Origin of the sequence: Streptomyces sp. NPDC020898, assembly GCF_044333925.1 — a bacterium.
Taxonomy (GTDB): Bacteria; Actinomycetota; Actinomycetes; order Streptomycetales; family Streptomycetaceae; genus Streptomyces.
The window spans coordinates 267,136-286,193 of sequence record NZ_JBIRRV010000013.1; the positions used below are offsets into that span (position 1 = coordinate 267,136).

The 19,058-nt window shown below is 72.3% G+C and carries 17 protein-coding genes; 6 read left to right on the forward strand and 11 right to left on the reverse strand.

What is annotated here, in order from left to right:
* Positions 1 to 10: 10 nt before the first annotated feature.
* The 6 genes from dnaK to ACH4TV_RS34200 form a co-directional block, all read right to left on the reverse strand.
* Entirely contained in the window at positions 11 to 1,891 is a 1,881-nt protein-coding gene (gene dnaK, locus ACH4TV_RS34175) for a molecular chaperone DnaK (RefSeq protein WP_398405030.1), read from the reverse strand.
* Between the two features lie 164 nt (positions 1,892 to 2,055).
* Positions 2,056 to 2,484, reverse strand: coding sequence for an OsmC family protein (locus tag ACH4TV_RS34180; protein ID WP_398405032.1), 429 nt, complete (start codon positions 2,482 to 2,484; stop codon positions 2,056 to 2,058).
* 77 nt (positions 2,485 to 2,561) lie between these two features.
* Positions 2,562 to 4,364: a hypothetical protein gene (locus tag ACH4TV_RS34185; protein WP_398405034.1), complete on the reverse strand. Its 1,803-nt coding sequence runs from the start codon at positions 4,362 to 4,364 to the stop codon at positions 2,562 to 2,564.
* Positions 4,361 to 5,422: an ATP-binding protein gene (locus ACH4TV_RS34190; protein WP_398405036.1), complete on the reverse strand. Its 1,062-nt coding sequence runs from the start codon at positions 5,420 to 5,422 to the stop codon at positions 4,361 to 4,363. The genes ACH4TV_RS34185 and ACH4TV_RS34190 overlap by 4 nt, the downstream gene beginning before the upstream one ends.
* Positions 5,423 to 5,550: 128 nt before the next feature.
* Entirely contained in the window at positions 5,551 to 7,665 is a 2,115-nt protein-coding gene (locus ACH4TV_RS34195; RefSeq protein ID WP_398405038.1) for a phage holin family protein, read from the reverse strand.
* An 85-nt stretch (positions 7,666 to 7,750) separates the two neighbouring features.
* Positions 7,751 to 8,185: a hypothetical protein gene (locus ACH4TV_RS34200; RefSeq protein WP_398405040.1), complete on the reverse strand. Its 435-nt coding sequence runs from the start codon at positions 8,183 to 8,185 to the stop codon at positions 7,751 to 7,753.
* Between the two features lie 121 nt (positions 8,186 to 8,306).
* Between ACH4TV_RS34200 and ACH4TV_RS34205 the strand changes: the two genes are divergently transcribed.
* Together ACH4TV_RS34205 and ACH4TV_RS34210 are read left to right on the forward strand one after the other, a co-directional pair.
* Complete coding sequence (locus ACH4TV_RS34205; protein ID WP_398405042.1) at positions 8,307 to 9,083, forward strand: MBL fold metallo-hydrolase; 777 nt, start codon at positions 8,307 to 8,309, stop codon at positions 9,081 to 9,083.
* Positions 9,083 to 9,709 carry a DedA family protein gene (locus ACH4TV_RS34210; RefSeq protein WP_398405167.1) on the forward strand — a complete coding sequence of 209 codons (627 nt, stop codon included), beginning with the start codon at positions 9,083 to 9,085 and terminating at the stop codon, positions 9,707 to 9,709. The genes ACH4TV_RS34205 and ACH4TV_RS34210 overlap by 1 nt, the downstream gene beginning before the upstream one ends.
* Positions 9,710 to 9,949: 240 nt before the next feature.
* Here the strand turns inward: ACH4TV_RS34210 and ACH4TV_RS34215 are convergent, their stop codons facing one another.
* The 4 genes from ACH4TV_RS34215 to ACH4TV_RS34230 form a co-directional block, all read right to left on the reverse strand.
* A complete protein-coding gene (locus ACH4TV_RS34215; RefSeq protein ID WP_398405044.1) occupies positions 9,950 to 10,984 on the reverse strand; it encodes an MBL fold metallo-hydrolase in 1,035 nt (344 codons plus the stop codon).
* The gene (locus tag ACH4TV_RS34220; protein ID WP_398405046.1) at positions 10,981 to 12,228 is read right to left on the reverse strand and encodes an aminotransferase class I/II-fold pyridoxal phosphate-dependent enzyme; all 1,248 of its coding nucleotides are present in this window, start codon (positions 12,226 to 12,228) and stop codon (positions 10,981 to 10,983) included. Before ACH4TV_RS34220 ends, ACH4TV_RS34215 begins: the two co-directional genes overlap by 4 nt.
* A gap of 211 nt (positions 12,229 to 12,439) precedes the next feature.
* Positions 12,440 to 13,108, reverse strand: a complete 669-nt coding sequence (locus tag ACH4TV_RS34225; RefSeq protein ID WP_398405048.1) for a hypothetical protein — start codon at positions 13,106 to 13,108, stop codon at positions 12,440 to 12,442.
* A 145-nt stretch (positions 13,109 to 13,253) separates the two neighbouring features.
* Entirely contained in the window at positions 13,254 to 13,994 is a 741-nt protein-coding gene (locus ACH4TV_RS34230; protein ID WP_398405050.1) for an ANTAR domain-containing response regulator, read from the reverse strand.
* 66 nt (positions 13,995 to 14,060) lie between these two features.
* Here ACH4TV_RS34230 and ACH4TV_RS34235 point away from each other — a divergent pair, with 66 nt between their 5' ends.
* Entirely contained in the window at positions 14,061 to 15,227 is a 1,167-nt protein-coding gene (locus ACH4TV_RS34235) for a GAF domain-containing protein (RefSeq protein WP_398405052.1), read from the forward strand.
* Here ACH4TV_RS34235 and ACH4TV_RS34240 read toward each other — a convergent pair.
* Positions 15,224 to 16,018 carry an RNA polymerase sigma factor SigF gene (locus ACH4TV_RS34240; protein WP_398405054.1) on the reverse strand — a complete coding sequence of 265 codons (795 nt, stop codon included), beginning with the start codon at positions 16,016 to 16,018 and terminating at the stop codon, positions 15,224 to 15,226. The two genes, ACH4TV_RS34235 and ACH4TV_RS34240, sit on opposite strands and share 4 nt — an antisense overlap.
* A 238-nt stretch (positions 16,019 to 16,256) precedes the next feature.
* Here ACH4TV_RS34240 and ACH4TV_RS34245 point away from each other — a divergent pair, with 238 nt between their 5' ends.
* The 3 genes from ACH4TV_RS34245 to ACH4TV_RS34255 are packed head-to-tail and all read left to right on the forward strand — an operon-like array spanning position 16,257 to position 19,030.
* The gene (locus ACH4TV_RS34245; RefSeq protein ID WP_398405056.1) at positions 16,257 to 18,086 is read left to right on the forward strand and encodes a thiamine pyrophosphate-requiring protein; all 1,830 of its coding nucleotides are present in this window, start codon (positions 16,257 to 16,259) and stop codon (positions 18,084 to 18,086) included.
* Between the two features lie 60 nt (positions 18,087 to 18,146).
* On the forward strand, positions 18,147 to 18,545 hold the full coding sequence (locus tag ACH4TV_RS34250) for a DUF2795 domain-containing protein (protein ID WP_398405058.1): 399 nt from the start codon (positions 18,147 to 18,149) through the stop codon (positions 18,543 to 18,545).
* Between the two features lie 26 nt (positions 18,546 to 18,571).
* Positions 18,572 to 19,030, forward strand: coding sequence for a CBS domain-containing protein (locus tag ACH4TV_RS34255; protein WP_398405060.1), 459 nt, complete (start codon positions 18,572 to 18,574; stop codon positions 19,028 to 19,030).
* Positions 19,031 to 19,058: the final 28 nt, after the last annotated feature.

Sequence of the window (19,058 nt, forward strand, 5' to 3'; positions counted from 1 at the left end):
CGCACTCCACCTAGACCCCCTTCCCCTTCCCGTCACCGCCCCCCTCCCGCTCGTCATCAACAATCTCCGCATCCACCACACCCTCATCCTCCGCCTCCGACGCATGCCCGGCGCTCCCATTACCGCCGCCCTCCGTCGGAGACTGCTGCGCATACATCGCCTGCCCCATCCGCTGGCTGACAGCGGCAAGCTTCTCGACACCGGCCCGCAGCGAGCTGATGTCGGTCTCCTCGGACAGCAGCCCCTTCAACTCGGCGACGGCCTCCGCGATCTCCGACTTCGCGTCCGCAGGTACCCGTTCCTCGTTGTCCCGTACGAACTTCTCGGTCTGGTAGACGAGTTGCTCGGCCTGGTTGCGTGTCTCCGCCACCTCCCGGCGCCTGCGGTCGTCGTCGGCGTACTGCTCGGCCTCGCGCATCATGCGGTCGATGTCGTCCTTGGGGAGCGCCGAGCCGCCGGTGACGGTCATCTTCTGTTCGCGGCCCGTGGCCAGGTCCTTCGCCGAGACGTGCATGATCCCGTTGGCGTCGATGTCGAAGGCGACCTCGATCTGCGGTACGCCACGCGGGGCCGGCGGCAGCCCGGCGAGGTCGAAGACGCCCAGCTTCTTGTTGTACGCGGCGATCTCCCGCTCCCCCTGATAGACCTGGATGCCGACCGAGGGCTGGTTGTCGACGGCCGTCGTGAAGATCTCCGAACGCCGGGTGGGGATCGTGGTGTTGCGCTCGATGAGCTTGGTCATGATGCCGCCCTTGGTCTCGATCCCGAGGGACAGCGGGGTGACGTCGAGCAGCAGTACGTCCTTCACATCGCCGCGGATGACCCCGGCCTGGAGCGCGGCGCCCACCGCGACCACCTCGTCCGGGTTCACGCCCTTGTGCGGGTCCTTGCCGGTGAGTTCCTTGACCAGTTCGGTGACGGCGGGCATCCGGGTCGAGCCGCCGACGAGGATGACGTGGTCGATGGCGGCGAGTTCCACGCCCGCGTCCTTGATCGCCTGCCTGAAGGGCGTCTTGCAGCGGTCGAGCAAGTCAGCGGTGAGCTCCTGGAACTGAGCGCGCGTCAGCTTCTCCTCAAGGTGCAGCGGACCCTCGGCGGAGGCTGTGACGTAGGGCAGGTTGACGGTCGTCTCGGAGGAGCTGGACAGCTCGATCTTCGCCTTCTCGGCGCCCTCGCGCAGCCGTTGCAGGGCCATCTTGTCGGCGCCGAGGTCGATGCCGTACTGCCCCTTGAAGCGTTTGACGAGGTGGTCGACGATCCGCTGGTCCCAGTCGTCGCCGCCGAGTTGGGTGTCGCCGTTGGTCGCCTTGACCTCGATGACGCCTTCGCCGATCTCCAGCAGCGACACGTCGAAGGTGCCGCCGCCCAGGTCGAAGACGAGCACGGTCTGCTCCTCGCCCCGGTCGAGGCCGTACGCAAGGGCGGCGGCGGTCGGCTCGTTGATGATCCGCAGCACCTTCAGGCCCGCGATCTCGCCGGCCTCCTTGGTGGCCTGCCGCTGGGCGTCGTCGAAGTACGCGGGCACGGTGACCACCGCGTCCGAGACGTCCTCGCCGAGATACGCCTCCGCGTCCCGCTTCAGCTTCTGGAGCACGCGCGCGGCGAGTTCCTGGGCGCGGTAGCGGGTACCGTCGACCGACCCGTCCGTGGGGAACCGCCAGTGGGCGTCGCCCATATGGCGCTTGGCGGAGCGGGCCGTGCGCTCCACGTTCGTCACGGCCTGCCGCTTGGCGACCTCACCGACCAGCACCTCGCCGTTCTTCGCGAAGGCCACGACGGACGGAGTGGTCCTCGCCCCCTCGGCGTTCGCAACGACGGTGGCCTCACCGCCCTCCAGGACGGCCACCACCGAGTTCGTGGTCCCGAGATCGATCCCGACCGCACGTGCCATCGCCGTCACCTTCCGCCAGGGGTCTTCCCGAACTCCAGCACAAAACTTGAGTGCCTTCTTGTCAATCCTCCCTCCGGGTCCCCCTATGAGATACCCGGAAACGACGATGCCGCGCACCTCGAAGTGAGGAGCGCGGCAGGGGCGTGACGGCCTTCGGGCGAACGTCAGGCGAGCTTCGCCGAGAGCGTGATCGCCGTGCCGGTCAGGGCCTTGCTGACCGGGCAGTTCTCCTTGGCGTCCTCGGCGGCGGCGACGAAGGCGTCCTCGTCGATCCCCGGGACGGTGCCCTCCACGACGAGGTGGATGCCGGTGATGCCCTCACCCGGCTGGAAGGTGACGTCGGCCGAGGTCACCAGCTTGGTGGCCGGGGTGCCGGCGCCGGCGAGGGCGTGCGAGAACGCCATCGAGAAGCAGCTGGAGTGGGCGGCGGCGATCAGCTCCTCGGGGCTGGTCTTGCCGTTCGCGTCCTGGGCGCGCGAGGCCCACGTCACGGGCTGCTCGGCGATGGCCCCGGAGGAGTCGAAGGTGACAACGCCGTTGCCCTCCAGCAGGTTGCCTTCCCAGACGGTGTGTGCAGAGCGCGTGGTAGCCACGGTTCTTCCTTTCGCGTGTGGTCCCGATTCCGGGGTCCCGTACCCCCCATCCGATCACACTCCGCCTCACTTGCGGTTCACTGCATGCGAAAGACCGGCCCACGAGCGGTGAACGGCAGACGAGCGCCCTGCGGGATCAGATAGGCGTGCTCGCGCCGCACCCGCAGGACGTCGCACCAGCCGTCCGTGATCACCAGTACGGGTGCCCCCGGCGGGAAGTCGTCGGCCCGGTGCAGCAGGTCGATACCCGGCTGGAGCACCGTCCCGCCACGCCCACGCACCCGGACCCGCCCGGCGATCTCGGTGACCGGCAGATAGCCCGCGTCATGCGCGGCGGCGTCGCAGAACACGACCCGTGCCGCCGGTACGTCCCGGGCCGCGGCGTACGAGGCGATCGCGCCCAGCGCCTTTCCGAGCAGCGTCCGGTCCATGGACCCGGAGGTGTCCAGGACGACGCCGAAGGTGCAGCGGGCGATCTCCTCGGGCGGGAAGTACCTCCCCGCGCGCGGGATGTCAGGGGTGGACGACTGCCGGCGCGAGGGGCGCGCGTACGACCGTACGGGCTCCGGTCGGGGCACGAACTCATCGAACCAGCGGGCGAGTTGGGCGTCCCAGGGCAGCGGCGGATGGTTCAGCGCGCGGATCTCCTCCACCAACCCACCCGGCAGGTGGCCGCGTTCGTGCTGCTGGTGCAGGTTCAGTCCCTGGCCGAGTCCGCGCCGGTAGAACTCGTCGAGGTCGACGTAGTCGCGCGGCGAGCCGAGCGGGGCGCCCAGGACGTCGCAGGCGCCCTTCCCGCGCAGCGTGGACAGCCGGCGCATCCGGCGCAGGTCGTTCGCGATCCGGTCGTACACCTCCTCCGCCGAGAGGCCCTTCAACTCGACGTCGTACAGCAGCCCTTCGGGCATCGTGCCGACGTCCATCTCCGCCAGCCAGCCGTTGATGACGTAGTCGCAGGCGACGTTGAAGAGGTACGGGTCGCGGGTGCCGCAGCGGTCGCCGTGCCGCAGGGCGGCGTGCAGCATCTCGTGGGCGAGGACGAACCGCCATTCCTCGTCGTCCAGTTGGCGCAGCGGGTTGATGTAGATCTCGCCCGCCTCGGCGTTCACGGCGGCGACGGAGATGCCGTGGGCCTGGGCGAGTTCGAGGTCGGCGACGAGTTTGATGCCGGCCGCGATGCCGCCGAGCAACGGGTAGGAGGTGACGAACCAGGCCAACGCCTTTTCCCAGGGGCGGTGTTGGGCCGCCTCGTCGGACATGGACTGGCGTCGGCCGCCGGCCACGTCCATCGCCGTGGCCATCGTGCGGGTCAGGGCGGACGCGAAGGCGAGCTGCCAGTCGGGGACCGACGGGGCCCACTTGTCGTACGCTCCGAGCCATTGGTCGGGCTTGCTGCCCGCCGTACCGCAGCGCTCGTACGCGGCCGGGATCGAGCCCGCGCGCCGCCAGCGGGCGGCGACCTGCTCCTCGTCGCCGTCGGGGTAGGCGGCGGGGAGGTGTTCGGGGGCGGTGCCGACCGGGAAGCCGAGCAGGAAGCGGTTGACGACGACGCAGCGGGCGGCGACGTCGTAGCGGTCGGGCTGGACCCGCTCGCCCTGCGCCGCCGGAACGTGCCCGAAGCCCAGGTGGATGAGGCCGTGCGCGACCGCCCACGCCCACTCGGCCGGTTCGGCCCGCCGGGTGGGGTGGGCATGCAGCACCCCGTTGGAGTCGACGATCACCAGGCCGTCGCCGAGCGAGAGGGAGCAGCCCTCGAACCGGCAGTTACCGAACTCCACCGAGCCGAGCGCCGGGTTGGCGCGCACCAGGGCCAGCCCGGCCTCGTACGCCTCCTTCGCGAGGTCCTTCTTCTTCGCCGCCTGCCTGCGCGCCCGGTTCACCGCCGCGCCTCCACCAGCCGGGGCATGTCCCGCGCCGCCTCGACCAGGAACCAGGCGGGCAGCAGGGGGTTGCCGTCGGCGTCGGCGGCGATGACGCTCTGCGCGACCTCCACCGAGATCTCGGCGAGCTGCACGAGCAGCGACTTCGCGCGGTACGCGGCCTCCCGTCCGTTCGGCGACATGTGGCCCTTGCTGACGGGGAGTTCCTTGACCAGGCGCCCGCGGAACGACTCGGTGAGGTAGTAGAGCAGGTCGCGGTCCTCGATGCGGTGGGGCCAGCGCGCGTCGCCCTTGATGATCGCCTCGATGCCGAACCGGCTGCGCACGATCTTGACGTAGCCGCAGAACGCGGTGGCGTGCGTCGGCGTCAGCGCACCGTGCGCGATCACCTTCAGGGTCTCCTCGTCGAGCTCGGGCCCGAAGGAGTGCAGGGCGTCGGAGAGCATGTGCCAGGAACGGGGCGTGGAGAAGGGCTCCTCGGTCTTCGGCGGCTTGGACCACAGGTGGTCGGGCCGGTCGGTGAGGTGGTCCACGACCCACGGGTGGATGTCGTTGTTCGCGGCCCAGACCAGCCAGTCCTTCGGCGAGGCCTCAAGATGGACGTGGGCAAGGCGGTTGATGAGGGCGGAGGCGATCGGCCGGGCCAGCGCGTTGTCCGTGGCGCGGTTGCCGGCGCCGATCACGATCGAGCCCTTCGGCAGCTCGTAGCTGCCGATACGGCGGTCCAGGATCAGCGAGTAGAACGCCTTCTGGACATCGGGCGTCGCCGCGTTCAGCTCGTCCAGGAACAGGCAGTACGGCTCGTCCCGGGCGATGGCCTCCGGCGGACAGAACACGGACCGCCCGTCGCGGATCTGCGGTACGCCGATCAGGTCCTCCGGCGCCAGCTGCGTACCGAGCAGGCTCACGCACTCCAGTCCCAGCGACTCGGCGAACTCCCTTACCAGGGAGGACTTTCCGATGCCGGGGGCGCCCCAGAGGAACACGGGCCGCACGGTCGCGAGACCGAGCAGCAGCTCCGGGACACGGGCGGGAGTGACGGTGACGGCAGCCTGCATGCAGGAAGCTCCAGAAGGTTCGCAGAGAACGGAGCGCGCGACTGCGCGAGGTCCGGTACGAACAGTGTGGGGACCCAGACCCACAAGCGCAGCCGATTTTCCGGCAGCCGATTTCCGGCAGTCGGCGCTCAGGCGGCCCGCTGGTCCGAAGGGTCCCCGGGAACCTCCAACGGCACCTGCGGACCGTTGCACTCGCGCAGCCAGCGTCGCAGTACGCGGTGGATGTGCTCGGCGCCGACGAGTTCCGCCCCCTCCTCGACCGCCGCCGACAGCGCGAGGGGCGCCAGCAGGAAGGGCCTGCCCTGGGCCCCGCCGAGCCCGCCGTGGGAGCCGATCTGCTCCTCGAAGGCGAGCACCTCGCCCTCGGCCGGGTCGTACCAGGAGTTGACCATGATGTCGGCGGTGTGCGGAAAGGAGTGCGTACGCCGGACCGCGTCGCCCGCGCCGGGCCCGAAGTCGGCCAGCGGACCGGGGAGTTCGTCGTCCAGGTCGTCCACCGGGAGTTCGGCGCCGTGCGCGCCCAGCACCACCCCGCCGTGCTCCTCGCTGCGGACGAGGACGAAGCCGACGCCCGGATGGTTGGCGAGGGTGGTCAGCAGCGCGGGATGGCGGGCGTCGATCTCCTCCTTGGTCATGCGGTGCGGCACGTCCGGGAAGGAGATGAGGCCGAGGTTGCCGGAGGCGAGCACCAGAGGCTCGGAGCGGCGGCCGGTGGGCACGTGCTGCCCGCCGGTCTCCTCGACGGGCCGGCGCAGTGCGGCGCGCACGGCGGCCCGCGCCTCGGCCCCGCTGTGGGTGCGCTGCGCCTTGCGCGGCACGGGCAGGCCGCAGCCCGCCCGGACCAGATCGCCGAGGGTGAGCCCGTACCGGCCGAGGAAGGTCTCGCCGGGGCTCTGGCCGTGGTCGGAGAGGAGGACGATCCGGTACGGGCGCGGCGCGTGCTCGGCGACGTTCGCGATCAACGCGAGGGAACGGTCGAGGCGTTGGAGCACCTTCTCGGTGTCGCGGCTGTGCGGTCCGGAGTGGTGGGCGACCTCGTCGTAGGCGACCAGGTCGGCGTAGACGGCGGTGCGGCCGGCGAGCATGTCGCCCATCACGGCGGCGACGACGACGTCCCGCTCGACGACGGTCGCGAAGGCGCGGATGAAGGGGTAGAGGCCGCCGCGGGCGACCCGCGGGCGCCGTTTCCGCATCCGGGCCACGGTCGACTGGCCGATCTCGCGGCCGACCTCGGCGAAGAAGGACAGCGCGGTGCGGACGGCGTTGGCGGGGTCGGAGAAGTAGGCGAAGTAGCCCGCCCGGGAACGGTTCTCCCGGCCGCGCCGCCGTACCGCGATGGACAGCACGAGGGCCTGTTCGTCGGCGCCGCCGCTGAAGAGGTTGCCCCGGCTGGCCCCGTCGACGGTGAGGAGGCCGCCGTCGCCGGTGCGTTCGACGGCCCGGCGCTGGAGTTCGGCGGCGCTGGCGGGCCGGTTGCAGACCATGACCTCCCGGTTGTCCTTCTCGTACCAGCGGAAGGCCGGGATGTCGTGGTTGGTGCCGTGCAGGATGCCGAGCTGACTGGCGCCGGTCTGGCTGGACCAGTCGGTGCGCCAGGGGGTGAGACAGTGAGTGGCTCTGCCGGTGACGCCCGGTCCGTGCGGGACGCCCAGCCAGCTCGCGACGGTCGGCATCAGCCCCTTCTCCACGGCCCGAACCAGGATGTCGTGGCCGACGCCGTCGAGTTGCAGGAACAGCACGCCGGGCATCGTAGGACCGTCGAACGGCCGTGCGGTGCCGCGTCGGTCGGCGAGGCGGTAGAGCCGTCTGCGGTAGGCGTCGTCGTCCCGCACGGCCAGCGCCGCGCCCGTCGCGGAGGCCACGGCGGACATCACCGCGGCGACCACCACCGCGGTCTCCGGGGCCGCCTCGGGGCGGTCGGCCGGGGTCAGCCGCAGGGCGACGAGCAGCAGGGCGCCGTTGAGGAAGAAGACCAGCAGGCCGAGCACGAGGGCGGGTACGAGCAGCAGCAGCCGGACCAGCACGGGCCAGGCCAGCGCCGACAGCAGACCGAAGGCGCCGGCGCCGATGGCCGCGGTGACCGCGATCCGGGTGGCGCTGTCGCCGTCGCCGGTGCGGATCTGGAAGTCCGGCAGGATGCCCGCGAGCACCAGCATCGTGACCGTCGAGACGGCCCACACCGCGACGCTCTGCCCGATCCGGCCGGCGATCCGCCGCCAACGCCCCGCACCCACGTCCCGCACACCTCACGTCCCGGCCCGTCCCCACGGCTGGCCTGTGCCCACCCTGTCACAACGGGCGAGCGGACCCCCATGTGCCCGTGGCGGTTCAGCGGCCGTCGTACCCGGCAGTCGGCATGGAGAGGCGGCGGTGGACACGGGCCTTCATCTGGGCGTCGTACGACGGTTCCGCGCGGCCCACCGTCTCGACCCGCACGCCGCGCCGCGCGCACTCGGCGGTGAACTCGTCGACCGAGGTCAGCGCCTGCTCCAGGACCCGTCGGCTGGGCGCCACGAAGAGGTCGAGGCCCGCCTCGACGCCGTCCCACAGGGCACAGTGGTCGGGGCGCAGGCCGCGTACGAGGAGTTCCCGGGCGACGACATAGCCGCGCTCGGCGGCCCAGCGGGCGCACATCGCGTGCTGGCTGCGGGAGTCGACGAGGAACGGCTCCTCGTCCAGTTCCTCCAGCGGCGTCAGACTGGCGATCGCGGTGACCCGCAGCGCCGGGTCGGGCATACCGGAGGCAGCGTGCACGTCTCCCATGGCGTCCCCCTCAGCTCCGGGCTTCCCCGCTCACCTCGGGGTTTTCCCACTCGCCCCGGGTTTCCCGCCGACCCTACTCCTGCCCGTAGTCTTCGGGGAGTCGCGCGAAGGAGGCAAAGGGGTGCCGGTGGAGATCACGTGGTGGGGTCACGCCACCTGTACGGTCGAGGACTCGGGCGTACGTGTGCTCACCGACCCCCTGTTCGTGCGCCGGCTCGCTCATCTGCGCCGCCGCCGGGGCGAGTTGCCCCCGCCCGGCGCATGGCGCGCGGACGTGGCGCTCGTCTCCCATCTGCACTCCGATCATCTGCATGTGCCCTCGCTGGCCCGCCTCGCGCCGGGCACGCGCCTGATCGTGCCCCGGGGCGCGTCGAAGGCGGTGCCGGGCCTGGTGCGCCGGCTGGCGCATCTCCGGGTCACCGAGGCGGCTCCCGGGGACCGGACGACGGTCGGTGACCTGGTCGTACGGGCCGTGTCCGCGCGGCACGACGGGCGGCGGCTGCCGGTCGGACCGCACCGGTCCCCCGCGCTCGGCTATGTGATCGAGGGGGAGGCGCGGACGTATTTCGCCGGCGACACGGGCCTGTTCGAGTCGATGGCCGAGGAGGTCGGGCCGGTCGACGCGGCACTGCTGCCGGTGGGGGGCTGGGGGCCGTATCTCGGCGAGGGCCATCTGAACGCGGAGCGCGCGGCCGAGGCGCTGACGCGGTTGGCGCCGCGCAACGCGGTGCCGGTGCACTACGGCACGTACTGGCCGATCGGGATGGACGCCGTGCGCCCCCATGAATTCCATGCGCCGGGCGAGGAGTTCGTGCGGCTCGCGGCGGAGCGCGCGCCCACGGTCAAGGTGTACCGGCTGGGACACGGGGAGAGCGTGCGCCTGGAGGTCGCGCGGTGATCGTGGTCCTGGCCGCCGCGACGACCTCGGGGCAGGAGTCGGCGCAGCAGGCGATCGGGTATCCGACGCTGTTCCTGCTGGTGCTGATCGGGGCGTTGGTGCCGGTGGTGCCGACGGGGGCGCTGGTGAGTTCGGCGGCCGTGGTGGCGTTCCATCAGACCGCGCCGTTCGCCATGCTTCTGGTGTTCGTGGTGGCCTCGCTGGCCGCGTTTCTCGGCGATGTGGCGCTGTACTGGCTGGGCCGGCGCGGGATGGGCTCGAAGAACGGCTCGCGCTGGCTGGCCGCGATCGAGTCCCGGGCGCCCGAGGACCGCCTCGCGCAGGCCCAGGAGAAGCTGGCCGAGCACGGGGTGACGGTCCTGGTGCTGTCCCGGATGGTGCCGGCCGGGCGCATCCCCGTGATGCTGGCCTGCCTGCTGGCGAAGTGGCCGGTCCGCCGCTTCGCCCGCGGTGACGTCCCGGCCTGCCTCGCCTGGGCGGCGACGTACCAACTGATCGGTGTCCTCGGCGGCTCGCTCTTCGACGAGCCCTGGGAGGGCGTGGTGGCGGCGGTCGCCCTGACCCTGGCGATCAGCGCGGCGCCGAGTGTGTGGCGACGGCTGCGCGGGATTCGCGGGGCGGCCTGAGCGAGCGGGAGGCCGGGCCCGTCGCCAGTCGCCCCCGCCGCCCCTACCCGTCCCATCCTCGGGGGCTCCGCCCCCGAACCCGCTTTTCGCGCTGAACGCGCTCGTCCTCAAACGCCGGACGGGCTGGGTATGTCAGCCCGTCCGGCGTTTGAGGACAAGGCCCGTTCAGGGCCGTAGCGGGGTCTGGGGGCGGCAGCCCCAGGGATGGGAACGGGTAGGGGCGGCGGGGGCGAGAACGGCTCAGCCCAGCACCCGTGAACCTCCCACCGGCAGGTCCCACAGGTTCTCGCGGGCCAGGCCGGCGTTCTTCCAGGCGGCCCGTACCCGGGTCAGCGGTTCGAGGACCGGTTCCGCCGACAGGACGAACGTCGCCCAGTGCATGGGTGCCATCCGGCGCGCGCCGACGTCCTGGGCGGCCTGGACCGCCTCCTCCGGGTCGCAGTGGACGTCGCTGAGCCACCAGCGCGGGTTGTACGCGCCGATGGGCAGCAGCGCGAGGTCGATGCCCGGGTAGCGCTGCCCGATGCGGGCGAACCAGTGGCCGTATCCGGTGTCGCCCGCGAAGTACACGCGCTGCCCGTCGAGGTCGGTGAGCACCCAGCCACCCCAGAGGCTGCGGCAGGTGTCGGTGAGGCCGCGCTTGGACCAGTGGTGGGCCGGGACGAAGTCGAAGCGGACGCCGTCGAGTTCGGCCGTCTCCCACCAGTCCAGCTCGGTGACGTGGGTGAACCGGCGGCGCCGGAACCAGCGGCCGAGCCCGGCCGGCACGAACACCGGGGTCGCGCGCGGGAGTCTGCGCAGGGTCGAGGCGTCCAGGTGGTCGTAGTGGTTGTGGCTGATGACAACGGCGTCGACGCGCGGCAGCTCGCTCCAGGAGACGCCGACGGGGGTGATCCGGGCCGGGGTACCGAGGATGCGGCGGGACCAGACGGGGTCGGTGAGGACGGTGAGCCCACCGATCCTGACCACCCAACTGGCGTGCCCCGCCCAGGAGACGGCGACGGTGCGTGCGTCGACGCGGGGCAGCGGTCCGGGTTCGTAAGGCAGCCGCGGGATGTCGGCGAGGCCTTCCGGTGTCGGCCGTACCGCGCCCTCCCTGGCGAATCTGGCCATGCCGCTGAGGCCGGGCAGCGGGGCGGTCAGCCGGTCGGCGAAGGACCGGGGCCACACGCGTTCGGGCTGCGGCCGAAGCGCCTCGGTGGTCGTGCCGACGGTGTCGCTGAGGTCGGTGCCCGTGGTCGACTCGGACTGCTGCGTCTCTGACTGCTGCGTCATCGAGGAGACTCCCGTCGCTGAGCGTCGTCACGGAGATCGTCGAAGATCGATCCCATCAAGGTCAACGCGCGCCGTACGTGTGGCAGTTCCAGTGGTTCGGGTGAAGTGAGCGACCGTGCCCGTTCCTCGGGCGTGTCGCCGAGCAGGGCCCCCGTGCCCAGCCGGACGCGGAGCGCCGCGAGGTCGTCCCCGAACCGGTGACCGCCCGGCACGGGCATCCCCAGCCGGGCGGTCAGGAAGTCCTCCAGTTCCTGGGCGTCACCGACACCGTGGGCGCCGAGCGCGGTCCGCAGGGGGCCGAGATCGACGTACAGATGGCGGCCGGCCTTCGGGGGCCGGGACAGACAGCCGGCGGCGGTCACCGCGCGGTGCGCGGCGGCGGCCACGCACGCGTGCAGGCGTACGGCGGCGGTGAGCCGTTCGGTGACGGGCTCGGGCTCGCCGAGCGCGTGGGCGGCCGCGGCGGCGACGGGTTCGGCGATCCGGGCGCCGAGCGCGGTGAGCACATCGAGCACGCGCGCGCGGAGGGCGTCGCCGGAGCCGTCCGCGGGGAAGCGGGCGAGGGCGGCGGGCCAGCCCGCCGGCAGCAGCGCGCCGCTCAGGTCGGTGACGACGGTGACCCGGTCGGGCAGCATCTCGGCCGGGCTGAGCAGCACGGTGTCCTGCGGCCGGTGCAGGGTGTCGCGCCAGGTCTCGTCGCTGACCAGGTGCAGCCCCTCCCCGGCGGCGGCCTCGACGGTCTCGTGCAGGAGTTCGGGCGGCGCCACGGTCGCCGTGGGGTCGTCGGCCACGGACAGCACGAGCAGCCGGGGATCACCGCCCTCGTCCCGCACCCTCCGTACGGTCTCCAGGAAGGCGTACGGGTCGGGTACGCCCCCGCACTCGGCCGGGGTGGGCACATGAAAAACGGATCTGCCCAGCGCACGCACCTGGGGAGCCCACCAGGCCGCGCAGGGCCGGGGCACCAGGACGTCGCCGCCGATCGCGGCGGTCAGCGCGAGCAGCAGCGCCGGGGCGCCGGGGGCGGCGACCACGCGGTCGGGCCCGGCGGGCAGGCCGCGCCGGGCCCAGTAGCCGCCGGCCGCGTCGAGGAGCGCCGGACCGCCGCCCACCGGCTGGGCGTCGGGACGGGCGGCGGCAGCGGCGAGCACGGCGGCGAGTTCGGGAAGCACACCGAGCCCGTCGCCGGGGAACGGCGGCCCGTAGCGGACGGGGCCGTGCCCCTGGGGATCCGTCCGCCGCATGCGTACCTCCGCGCTGTTGCCGGTGCGGTGCCTGGTGCCTGCTTGCCGTCGTGGTGGGCGTCGGGGGTGCCGGGTGGTCCGTGATCCGTGGTCCGTACGGGGCTGTGGTGCCCTTCCGGCTTTTGAGTACCCACGGTCTCAGGGACCCATGGGTGCCCGCTCGGGTTGCTTCCGCCGCGGAAACCGCCGCCGGAGGTTTCCTGCCGCCAGGTCAGCCGCGCGCCCGCGTCCGGCTGCGCCGCATCCGGTGTACGGCGGCCCCCGCTGCGCCCGCGATCAGTACTCCCCCGGCGACCAGCGCGGGCACCGAGTCGGTGAAGGCACCGCCCTGACCGGCGTGCACCCCGCGCTGCACCGGGGCGGGGGTGGGGTTGTGCGTGGGGCAGGAGGCGCCGCTGTGGGAGTCGGGGGCGCACGTGTCGGTGCCGGTTCCCGTGCCCGTGCCCGTGCCCGTGCCGTCGCGTGTCACGGTGAACGTCGCCTTCCACGCCTTGCCCTGGCCCCCGGCCTGCCCGGGACACGTACCGTCGGCGGACCATTCGGAGGCGGGGCCGCTCGCGTTCGGGTCGCCCTCGAAGCTCCCGGCGGGCGCGATCGTGGCGGTGCCGTTGTAGGCGGGGCCGGCCACCTGGTCGTCGTTGCCGGGGACCTGCTGGAGCTGGACGGTGCCCTGTTCGAAGGCGAGCGAGTGGGCGTCGATGGACGCGGGCGGGGTCCCGCCGGTCACGTCGCAGGTCACGGAGACGGTGACGGTGCCGCCGGGGCCGACGGTGCGTGGGCCGACCTCCGCGGCGGCGTCCGCGGACACGGCCGGGGCGGCGATGCCCAGGGCGACACCGGCCAGGGCGGCGACGGACAGGACACGGGCGGTGCGGCGCATGGGCTGGGCTCCTTCGAGCGGCGGCTGCGGGGCACGTCGGGTGGATGCCCCGCACCCCATGACAGCCCGCCCGGCGGCGGGGCGCGCGCGGCCGGACACCATTCGCGGGATCGGCACACCCGAGCGGGTGACGGCACCCCGGGGATCAGTTCGACAGGGAGACCAGTTCCCGTTCCAGACCGCGTCCGCGCCGGGCGACGATGCGCGCGGCGACCTCGGCCAGCTTGCGGTTGGTGCCCTGGGAGATACGGCGCAGCACGGCGAAGGCGTCGTCGGCGTCGCAGCCCAGGACGTGCATGACGATGCCGCACGCCTGGTCGACGACGGGCCGGGTGCGCAGGGCGGTGCCGAGCTGCTCCAGCTCGGTGAGCGCGGCGCGGTAGGAGCGGTCCCGGACCAGACAGGTCGCCGCGAGGTCGCCGAGCGCCCGTACGGGCCCGTGCGGGGCGTCCTCCAGGGTGCCGGGCCGGAAGCTGTAGAGGCTGAGCGTCACCGTCAGTCCGGAGCGCCGGAAGGGCAGCGTGACGCTGGAGCGGACCCCCGAGTCGAGCGCCACGGCACGGTACGCGGGCCAGCGCCGCTCGCTCAGCAGGTCCGCCGAGTCGACGGGTGCCCCGCGTTCGAGGGCGGCCGGGATGGGCCCGTCGCCGGCGCGGAGCTGTACGGCGACGAGTCCGGCGATGTCGGGATGGGTGACGGCGGCCGATCGTTCCGGCCCCGCTTCCGGCTCTGCCGCGGTGCCCGTCTCCACCACCATGCTGCTGGCCCCGCAGCAGTCGGCGGTGCAGCGGACGGCCTGCTCGACGAGCTCCGACAGTCTGCGTCCGGGTACGGTCGATTCGGTCGACTCCCTTGTCCAGTAGCCTAGTTGGTCGTTGTCCGGCATCGTGCCCACCTCCTCATCCCCGCGTCTGCCCGCTCGCCCGACAGGAAAACGGGCTAGGTTCGTCGCATGGTGCAGGCGGAGGAATTCGGTGAAGAACTCGTGGATTTCGTGCGCCGCGTCGCCGAGTTGAAGGCGGCGCGGTCGGTACCCAGCGATGACCTGCCGACGGTTCTCGACGCGGCGATCTTCGAACTCGACCATGTGGCCGACCAGTTGTGGCCCTGGTACGAGCGGCTGTCCTCGACCGTGCCGTCCGCCGCCGGCGGCCAACGGGAGCGTCAGGACCAGCAGTTGCTGCGGATGATCTTCCAACAGCTCCCGCTTCCAGTGGCGTTGACGGACCGCGAGACGGTGGTGCGCCGGCTGAACTCGGCGGCGACCGCCTTCACCGGTGCCCGCGCGGGCTATGCGACGGGCCGTCCGCTGACGGGTTTCCTCGTGCACGCCGACCGGGCCGCGTTCCGCTCCCAGGTCGCGGCGGTGGCCCGCGGCGACGGCGACCGCAGCCTCACCGTCCGCCTCCAGCAGCGCCCGTCCTTACCGGTGCACGCCACCCTCACCGCCCTCAGACCGAACGGTGAGCCCCGCGCCACGGTCGTGGTGCTGCTCCAGCCCGCGGACCTGCGGCTGCCGCCGCATCAGGCGGAGCAGACGGGACAGGCAGGACACGCGGAGAACCCGGCGGGCGTCCTGCCCGACCTCTCCGAGGCGACCCGGCACGCGGCCCTGCTGGACCTCCTGGACACCATGACCTCGACCCTGCTGACCACTCCGTCGCACGACCGGCACACGGTGCTGGAGCGGGCGGCCGGGGTGCTGCACGGACGGTTCGCGGACTGGGTGATCGCCGACACGGGCGGCGCCCGTCCGGCCCGTACCACGGTGCTGGGACCGTCCGGGGCGGAGACGGCCGCCGTCGCGGCCCAGGATCCGGCCGACTGCCCGCTGGTCGTCGAGGCGGCGCGGGGTGGCTCCCCCGCGCCGCGTGTCCGTCCCGACGATCCGGACGCCTTCGGTCACGACGCCACCGGGGCCCCGGTCCTGGTCCGGGCGAACGTGACATCGCTGCTGTGCGTGCCACTGGCCCGCGACGGCGTCGTCCACGGTGTACTCACCCTGTTCCGGAGCGGGGCCCGGCCGGCGTTCTCGATGGCGGAGGCGCAGACGATGGACATGATGTCCCGTCACATCGCGCTGGCCATGGACCCAGGACCTGTCCTAGGCCTGTCCTAGGCCGCGTCCCTCATGATCTGGTCCCGCAGGCGGTCGCAGCAGCGGCTGATCAGGCGGGAGACGTGCATCTGGGAGATGCCGAGCTGCTCGGCGATGCGGCTCTGGGTCATGTCCCCGAAGAACCTCATGTAGAGGATGTCGCGTTCCCGCTCGGGCAGTGCCTGCAGCCGTGGCTTGACGGCCTCGCGGTCGACGACGGTGTCGAGGGCCGGGTCGGGTGCGCCGAGGGCGTCGCTGAGGGAGTAGCCGTCCTCGCTGCCGGGCAGTTCGGCGTCGAGGGAGAGCGCGGTGAAGCTCTCCAGCGCCTCCAGGCCGACCTTGACGTCCTCCTCGCTCATGTTGGCGTGCTCGGCGATCTCGGCGACGGTGGGCCTGCGGCCCGAGATGGTCTGGGACAGGTCCTGGTTGGCGAAACGCACGCGGTTGCGCAGGTCCTGCACCCGGCGCGGTACGTGCAGGGTCCACATGTGGTCGCGGAAGTGGCGCTTGATCTCGCCGGTGACGGTCGGGACGGCGTAGCTCTCGAAGGCGTTCCCCAGCGCGGGGTCGTAGCGGTCGACGGCCTTGACCAGGCCCAGGGCCGCGACCTGGCGCAGGTCATCCAGGCTCTCGCCGCGGCTGCGGAAGCGGCCCGCGAGCCGGTCGGCCATGGGCAGCCACTCCTCCACGATCTTCTCGCGGAGTGTGTCGCGCTGCTGGCCCGGGGGGAGCGTGGCGAGCCTGCGGAATGCCTCCGCGGTGTCGGGGGCGTCGTCGTGAGGATGGCGCTTCGTGCTCGCTCGAGTTCGCATGATGCGTCGCAACTCCCTTGGAGGTGCTCTGGGATGGACGGTCACCATGGGAGCGCGGCCTCGAACCGGATCGGGACACACCCGTGACGACGGTCGGCCGCTCCCACGGACGTGCCTCCTGTCCGAAGCACTGTTCCTGCGGCTGCCCCGCCGTATGCCCGCCAAACAGGTTTCCCGGAGTAGGCCCTGGTGACTCGGCCAGTACCACCTGCGTGTCCCTTTTCCACCAGGAGTTCCCATGAGCACCAAGGTCGCCGACCATGTCCTGCAACGTCTGCGCGAATGGGGTGTGGAGCAGGTCTTCGGCTATCCGGGCGACGGCATCAACGGTCTGCTCGCCGCCTGGGGCCGCGCGGAGGACCGGCCCCGGTTCGTGCAGTCCCGGCACGAGGAGATGTCCGCGTTCGAAGCGGTCGGTTACGCCAAGTTCGGCGGTCGTCTCGGAGTGTGCGCGGCCACCTCCGGGCCCGGCGCGATCCATCTCCTCAACGGCCTGTACGACGCCAAACTCGACCACGTGCCGGTGCTGGCGATCGTCGGCCAGACACACCGCACGGCGATGGGCGGGTCGTACCAGCAGGAGGTCGACCTGCACACCCTGTTCAAGGACGTCGCCTCGGACTTCGTGGAGACGGTCACCGTGCCCGAGCAGCTGCCGAACGTCCTGGACCGGGCGATCCGCACCGCGTACGCGCGCCGCGCGCCCACCGCGGTCATCATCCCCGGCGACGTCCAGGAGCTGGACTACGCCGCTCCCACCCACGAGTTCAGGATGGTGCCGTCCAGCCTGGACCGCAGCGCGTGGACCGCCGTCCCGTCCGACAAGTCACTGCACCGGGCCGCCGAGATCCTCAACTCCGGTGACAAGCCCGCGATTCTGATCGGCCAGGGCGCGGCCGGCGCGCAGTGGGAGGTCGAGCGGATCGCCGAACTCCTCGGCGCGGGCGTCGCCAAGGCGCTGCTCGGCAAGGACGCGCTGAGCGACGAACTCCCGTACGTCACCGGCGCGATCGGGCTGCTCGGCACGCGTCCCTCGTACGAGCTGATGCGCGACTGCGACACCCTGCTGACGATCGGCTCCTCGTTCCCGTACTCCCAGTTCCTCCCGGACTACGGGCAGGCCCGGGCCGTTCAGATCGACATCGACCCGCACATGGTGGGGATGCGCTATCCGTACGAGGTGAACCTGGTCGGCGATGCCAGGGCGACGCTGGAGCGGCTGATCCCGCTGCTGGTCAGGCCCGAGGAGCGGGGCCGGGAGTGGTACGACACGGTGTGCGCGAACGTGGTCCGCTGGCGGGACGTGCTGGAGCGGCGGGCCGCGCTGTCCGCCGACCCGATCAACCCCGAGTACGTGGCGCGGGCCCTGGACCCGCTCCTGCCGGACAACGCGATCGTCACCTCCGACTCCGGTTCGGCGGCGAACTGGTACGCACGGCACCTGACGATGCGGGCCGGGATGCGCTCCTCGCTCTCCGGAACCCTGGCGACGATGGGCTGCGGGGTCCCGTACGCGATCGGGGCCAAGTTCGCCCACCCGAACCGGCCGGCGATCGCGCTGGTCGGGGACGGGGCGATGCAGATGAACGGGCTCGCCGAGCTGATCACCGCGGCGAAGTACCGCAACCGCTGGGAGGACCCGCGCCTGGTGGTGGGCGTCTGGAACAACCGCGACCTCAACCAGGTCACGTGGGAGATGCGCGCGCTGGAGGGCGCCCCCTCCTTCCTTCCCTCCCAGGAGCTGCCCGACGTCCAGTACGCGGCCTTCGCCCGCTCCCTCGGCCTGACCGGGGTACGGGTCGAGAGGCCACAGGACGTCGAAGCGGGCTGGCGGGCGGGTCTGGAGGCCGACGGCCCGGCAGTGATCGAGTTCCTCACCGACCCCGCCGTCCCGCCGGTGCCCCCGCACGCCACCTGGCAGCAGCTGGAGGCGACGGCCTCGGCCGTCCTCAAGGGCGACGCCGACCGCGGTGCGATGGTCCGACAGGGCCTCAAGGCGAAGATGCAGGAGTTCCTGCCCGGCCGGGAGAAGGGCCAGCACCAGAGCCGGGAGAAGAAGCACCGCTGAGGTGTGTCGGCGGCGGATCTTCGGGTACGCGGCGGGCACCCCCGAAGTCTGGAGGGACTCATGCAGCGAGGAAATGACCGCGTCAGCGTCCATCGCGACGACGAGATGAAGCACGAACTCCAGGGCCTGCTCAGGTCCGGCCACCCCACCCGCACCGAGGAGTGGCACGACCCGGAGCCGGCCGCCGAGGACGACCCCGAGATCGCGGGCGGCCCGGTGGCGCCCGACCGCTCCCCGGCCCCGGTGGAGACGGTGCGTTACGAACTGGCCCGGATCCTGGGCCGTACCTCCTTCCCCGCCGGACCGCGCGAACTGCTCGGCGTCCTGCGGGCCAGGCACGCCCCGGACGGGCTCACCGAGCCGTTGGAACGGCTGCCGCACGACGCGCGCTACGCCACGGCGCAGGAGCTCGCCGAAGCGGTCGTGCGCGGCGAGCGAGGAGGGCACCTGAACCCGTAGGGACCAGCAGAAAGGAGCAAGAACCCATGGCCGAGATCGTCAGGGAAGTCATGACTCCCGATGTCGTCGCCGTGCGGCCGAGCGCCTCGCTCGTCGAGGCGGCGCAGCTGATGCGGGCGCAGGATGTCGGCGACGTCCTCGTGGCGGACGAAGGGCTGCTGGTCGGGGTCCTCACCGACCGCGACATCATGCTGCGCGCCGTGGCGGAGGGCGCCGACCCGCTCACCGTGAGCGCGCGGGCGGTGTGCACGCCCGACCCGGTGGTGATCGGACCCGACGACGCGGTGTCCACCGCCGTCACTCTGATGCGCGAGTACGCGGTACGCCGGCTGCCGGTCGTCGAGCACGGGGCGCCGGTCGGCATCGTGAGCCTCGGGGACCTGGCGGTGTCGCGGGACCCGGATTCCGCACTCGCCGACATCAGCCGCGCCGACCCGGACAACGACCGGGGCAGGCCGGGAACCTCGGGCCCCGCTCCCACGTGAACCGCGACCGCCCGTCGAACCGAGAAAG

What these genes read in the sequence shown, in the direction of transcription:
- dnaK (WP_398405030.1), bottom strand. Translation starts at nt 1,891, where the DNA reads ATGGCACGTGCGGTCGGGATCGATCTCGGGACCACGAACTCGGTGGTG.
- ACH4TV_RS34190 (WP_398405036.1), bottom strand. Translation starts at nt 5,422, where the DNA reads ATGCAGGCTGCCGTCACCGTCACTCCCGCCCGTGTCCCGGAGCTGCTG.
- ACH4TV_RS34200 (WP_398405040.1), bottom strand. Translation starts at nt 8,185, where the DNA reads ATGGGAGACGTGCACGCTGCCTCCGGTATGCCCGACCCGGCGCTGCGG.
- ACH4TV_RS34215 (WP_398405044.1), bottom strand. Translation starts at nt 10,984, where the DNA reads ATGACGCAGCAGTCAGAGACGCAGCAGTCCGAGTCGACCACGGGCACC.
- ACH4TV_RS34220 (WP_398405046.1), bottom strand. Translation starts at nt 12,228, where the DNA reads ATGCGGCGGACGGATCCCCAGGGGCACGGCCCCGTCCGCTACGGGCCG.
- ACH4TV_RS34225 (WP_398405048.1), bottom strand. Translation starts at nt 13,108, where the DNA reads ATGCGCCGCACCGCCCGTGTCCTGTCCGTCGCCGCCCTGGCCGGTGTC.
- ACH4TV_RS34230 (WP_398405050.1), bottom strand. Translation starts at nt 13,994, where the DNA reads ATGCCGGACAACGACCAACTAGGCTACTGGACAAGGGAGTCGACCGAA.
- ACH4TV_RS34235 (WP_398405052.1), top strand. Translation starts at nt 14,061, where the DNA reads ATGGTGCAGGCGGAGGAATTCGGTGAAGAACTCGTGGATTTCGTGCGC.
- ACH4TV_RS34240 (WP_398405054.1), bottom strand. Translation starts at nt 16,018, where the DNA reads ATGCGAACTCGAGCGAGCACGAAGCGCCATCCTCACGACGACGCCCCC.
- ACH4TV_RS34245 (WP_398405056.1), top strand. Translation starts at nt 16,257, where the DNA reads ATGAGCACCAAGGTCGCCGACCATGTCCTGCAACGTCTGCGCGAATGG.
- ACH4TV_RS34250 (WP_398405058.1), top strand. Translation starts at nt 18,147, where the DNA reads ATGCAGCGAGGAAATGACCGCGTCAGCGTCCATCGCGACGACGAGATG.
- ACH4TV_RS34255 (WP_398405060.1), top strand. Translation starts at nt 18,572, where the DNA reads ATGGCCGAGATCGTCAGGGAAGTCATGACTCCCGATGTCGTCGCCGTG.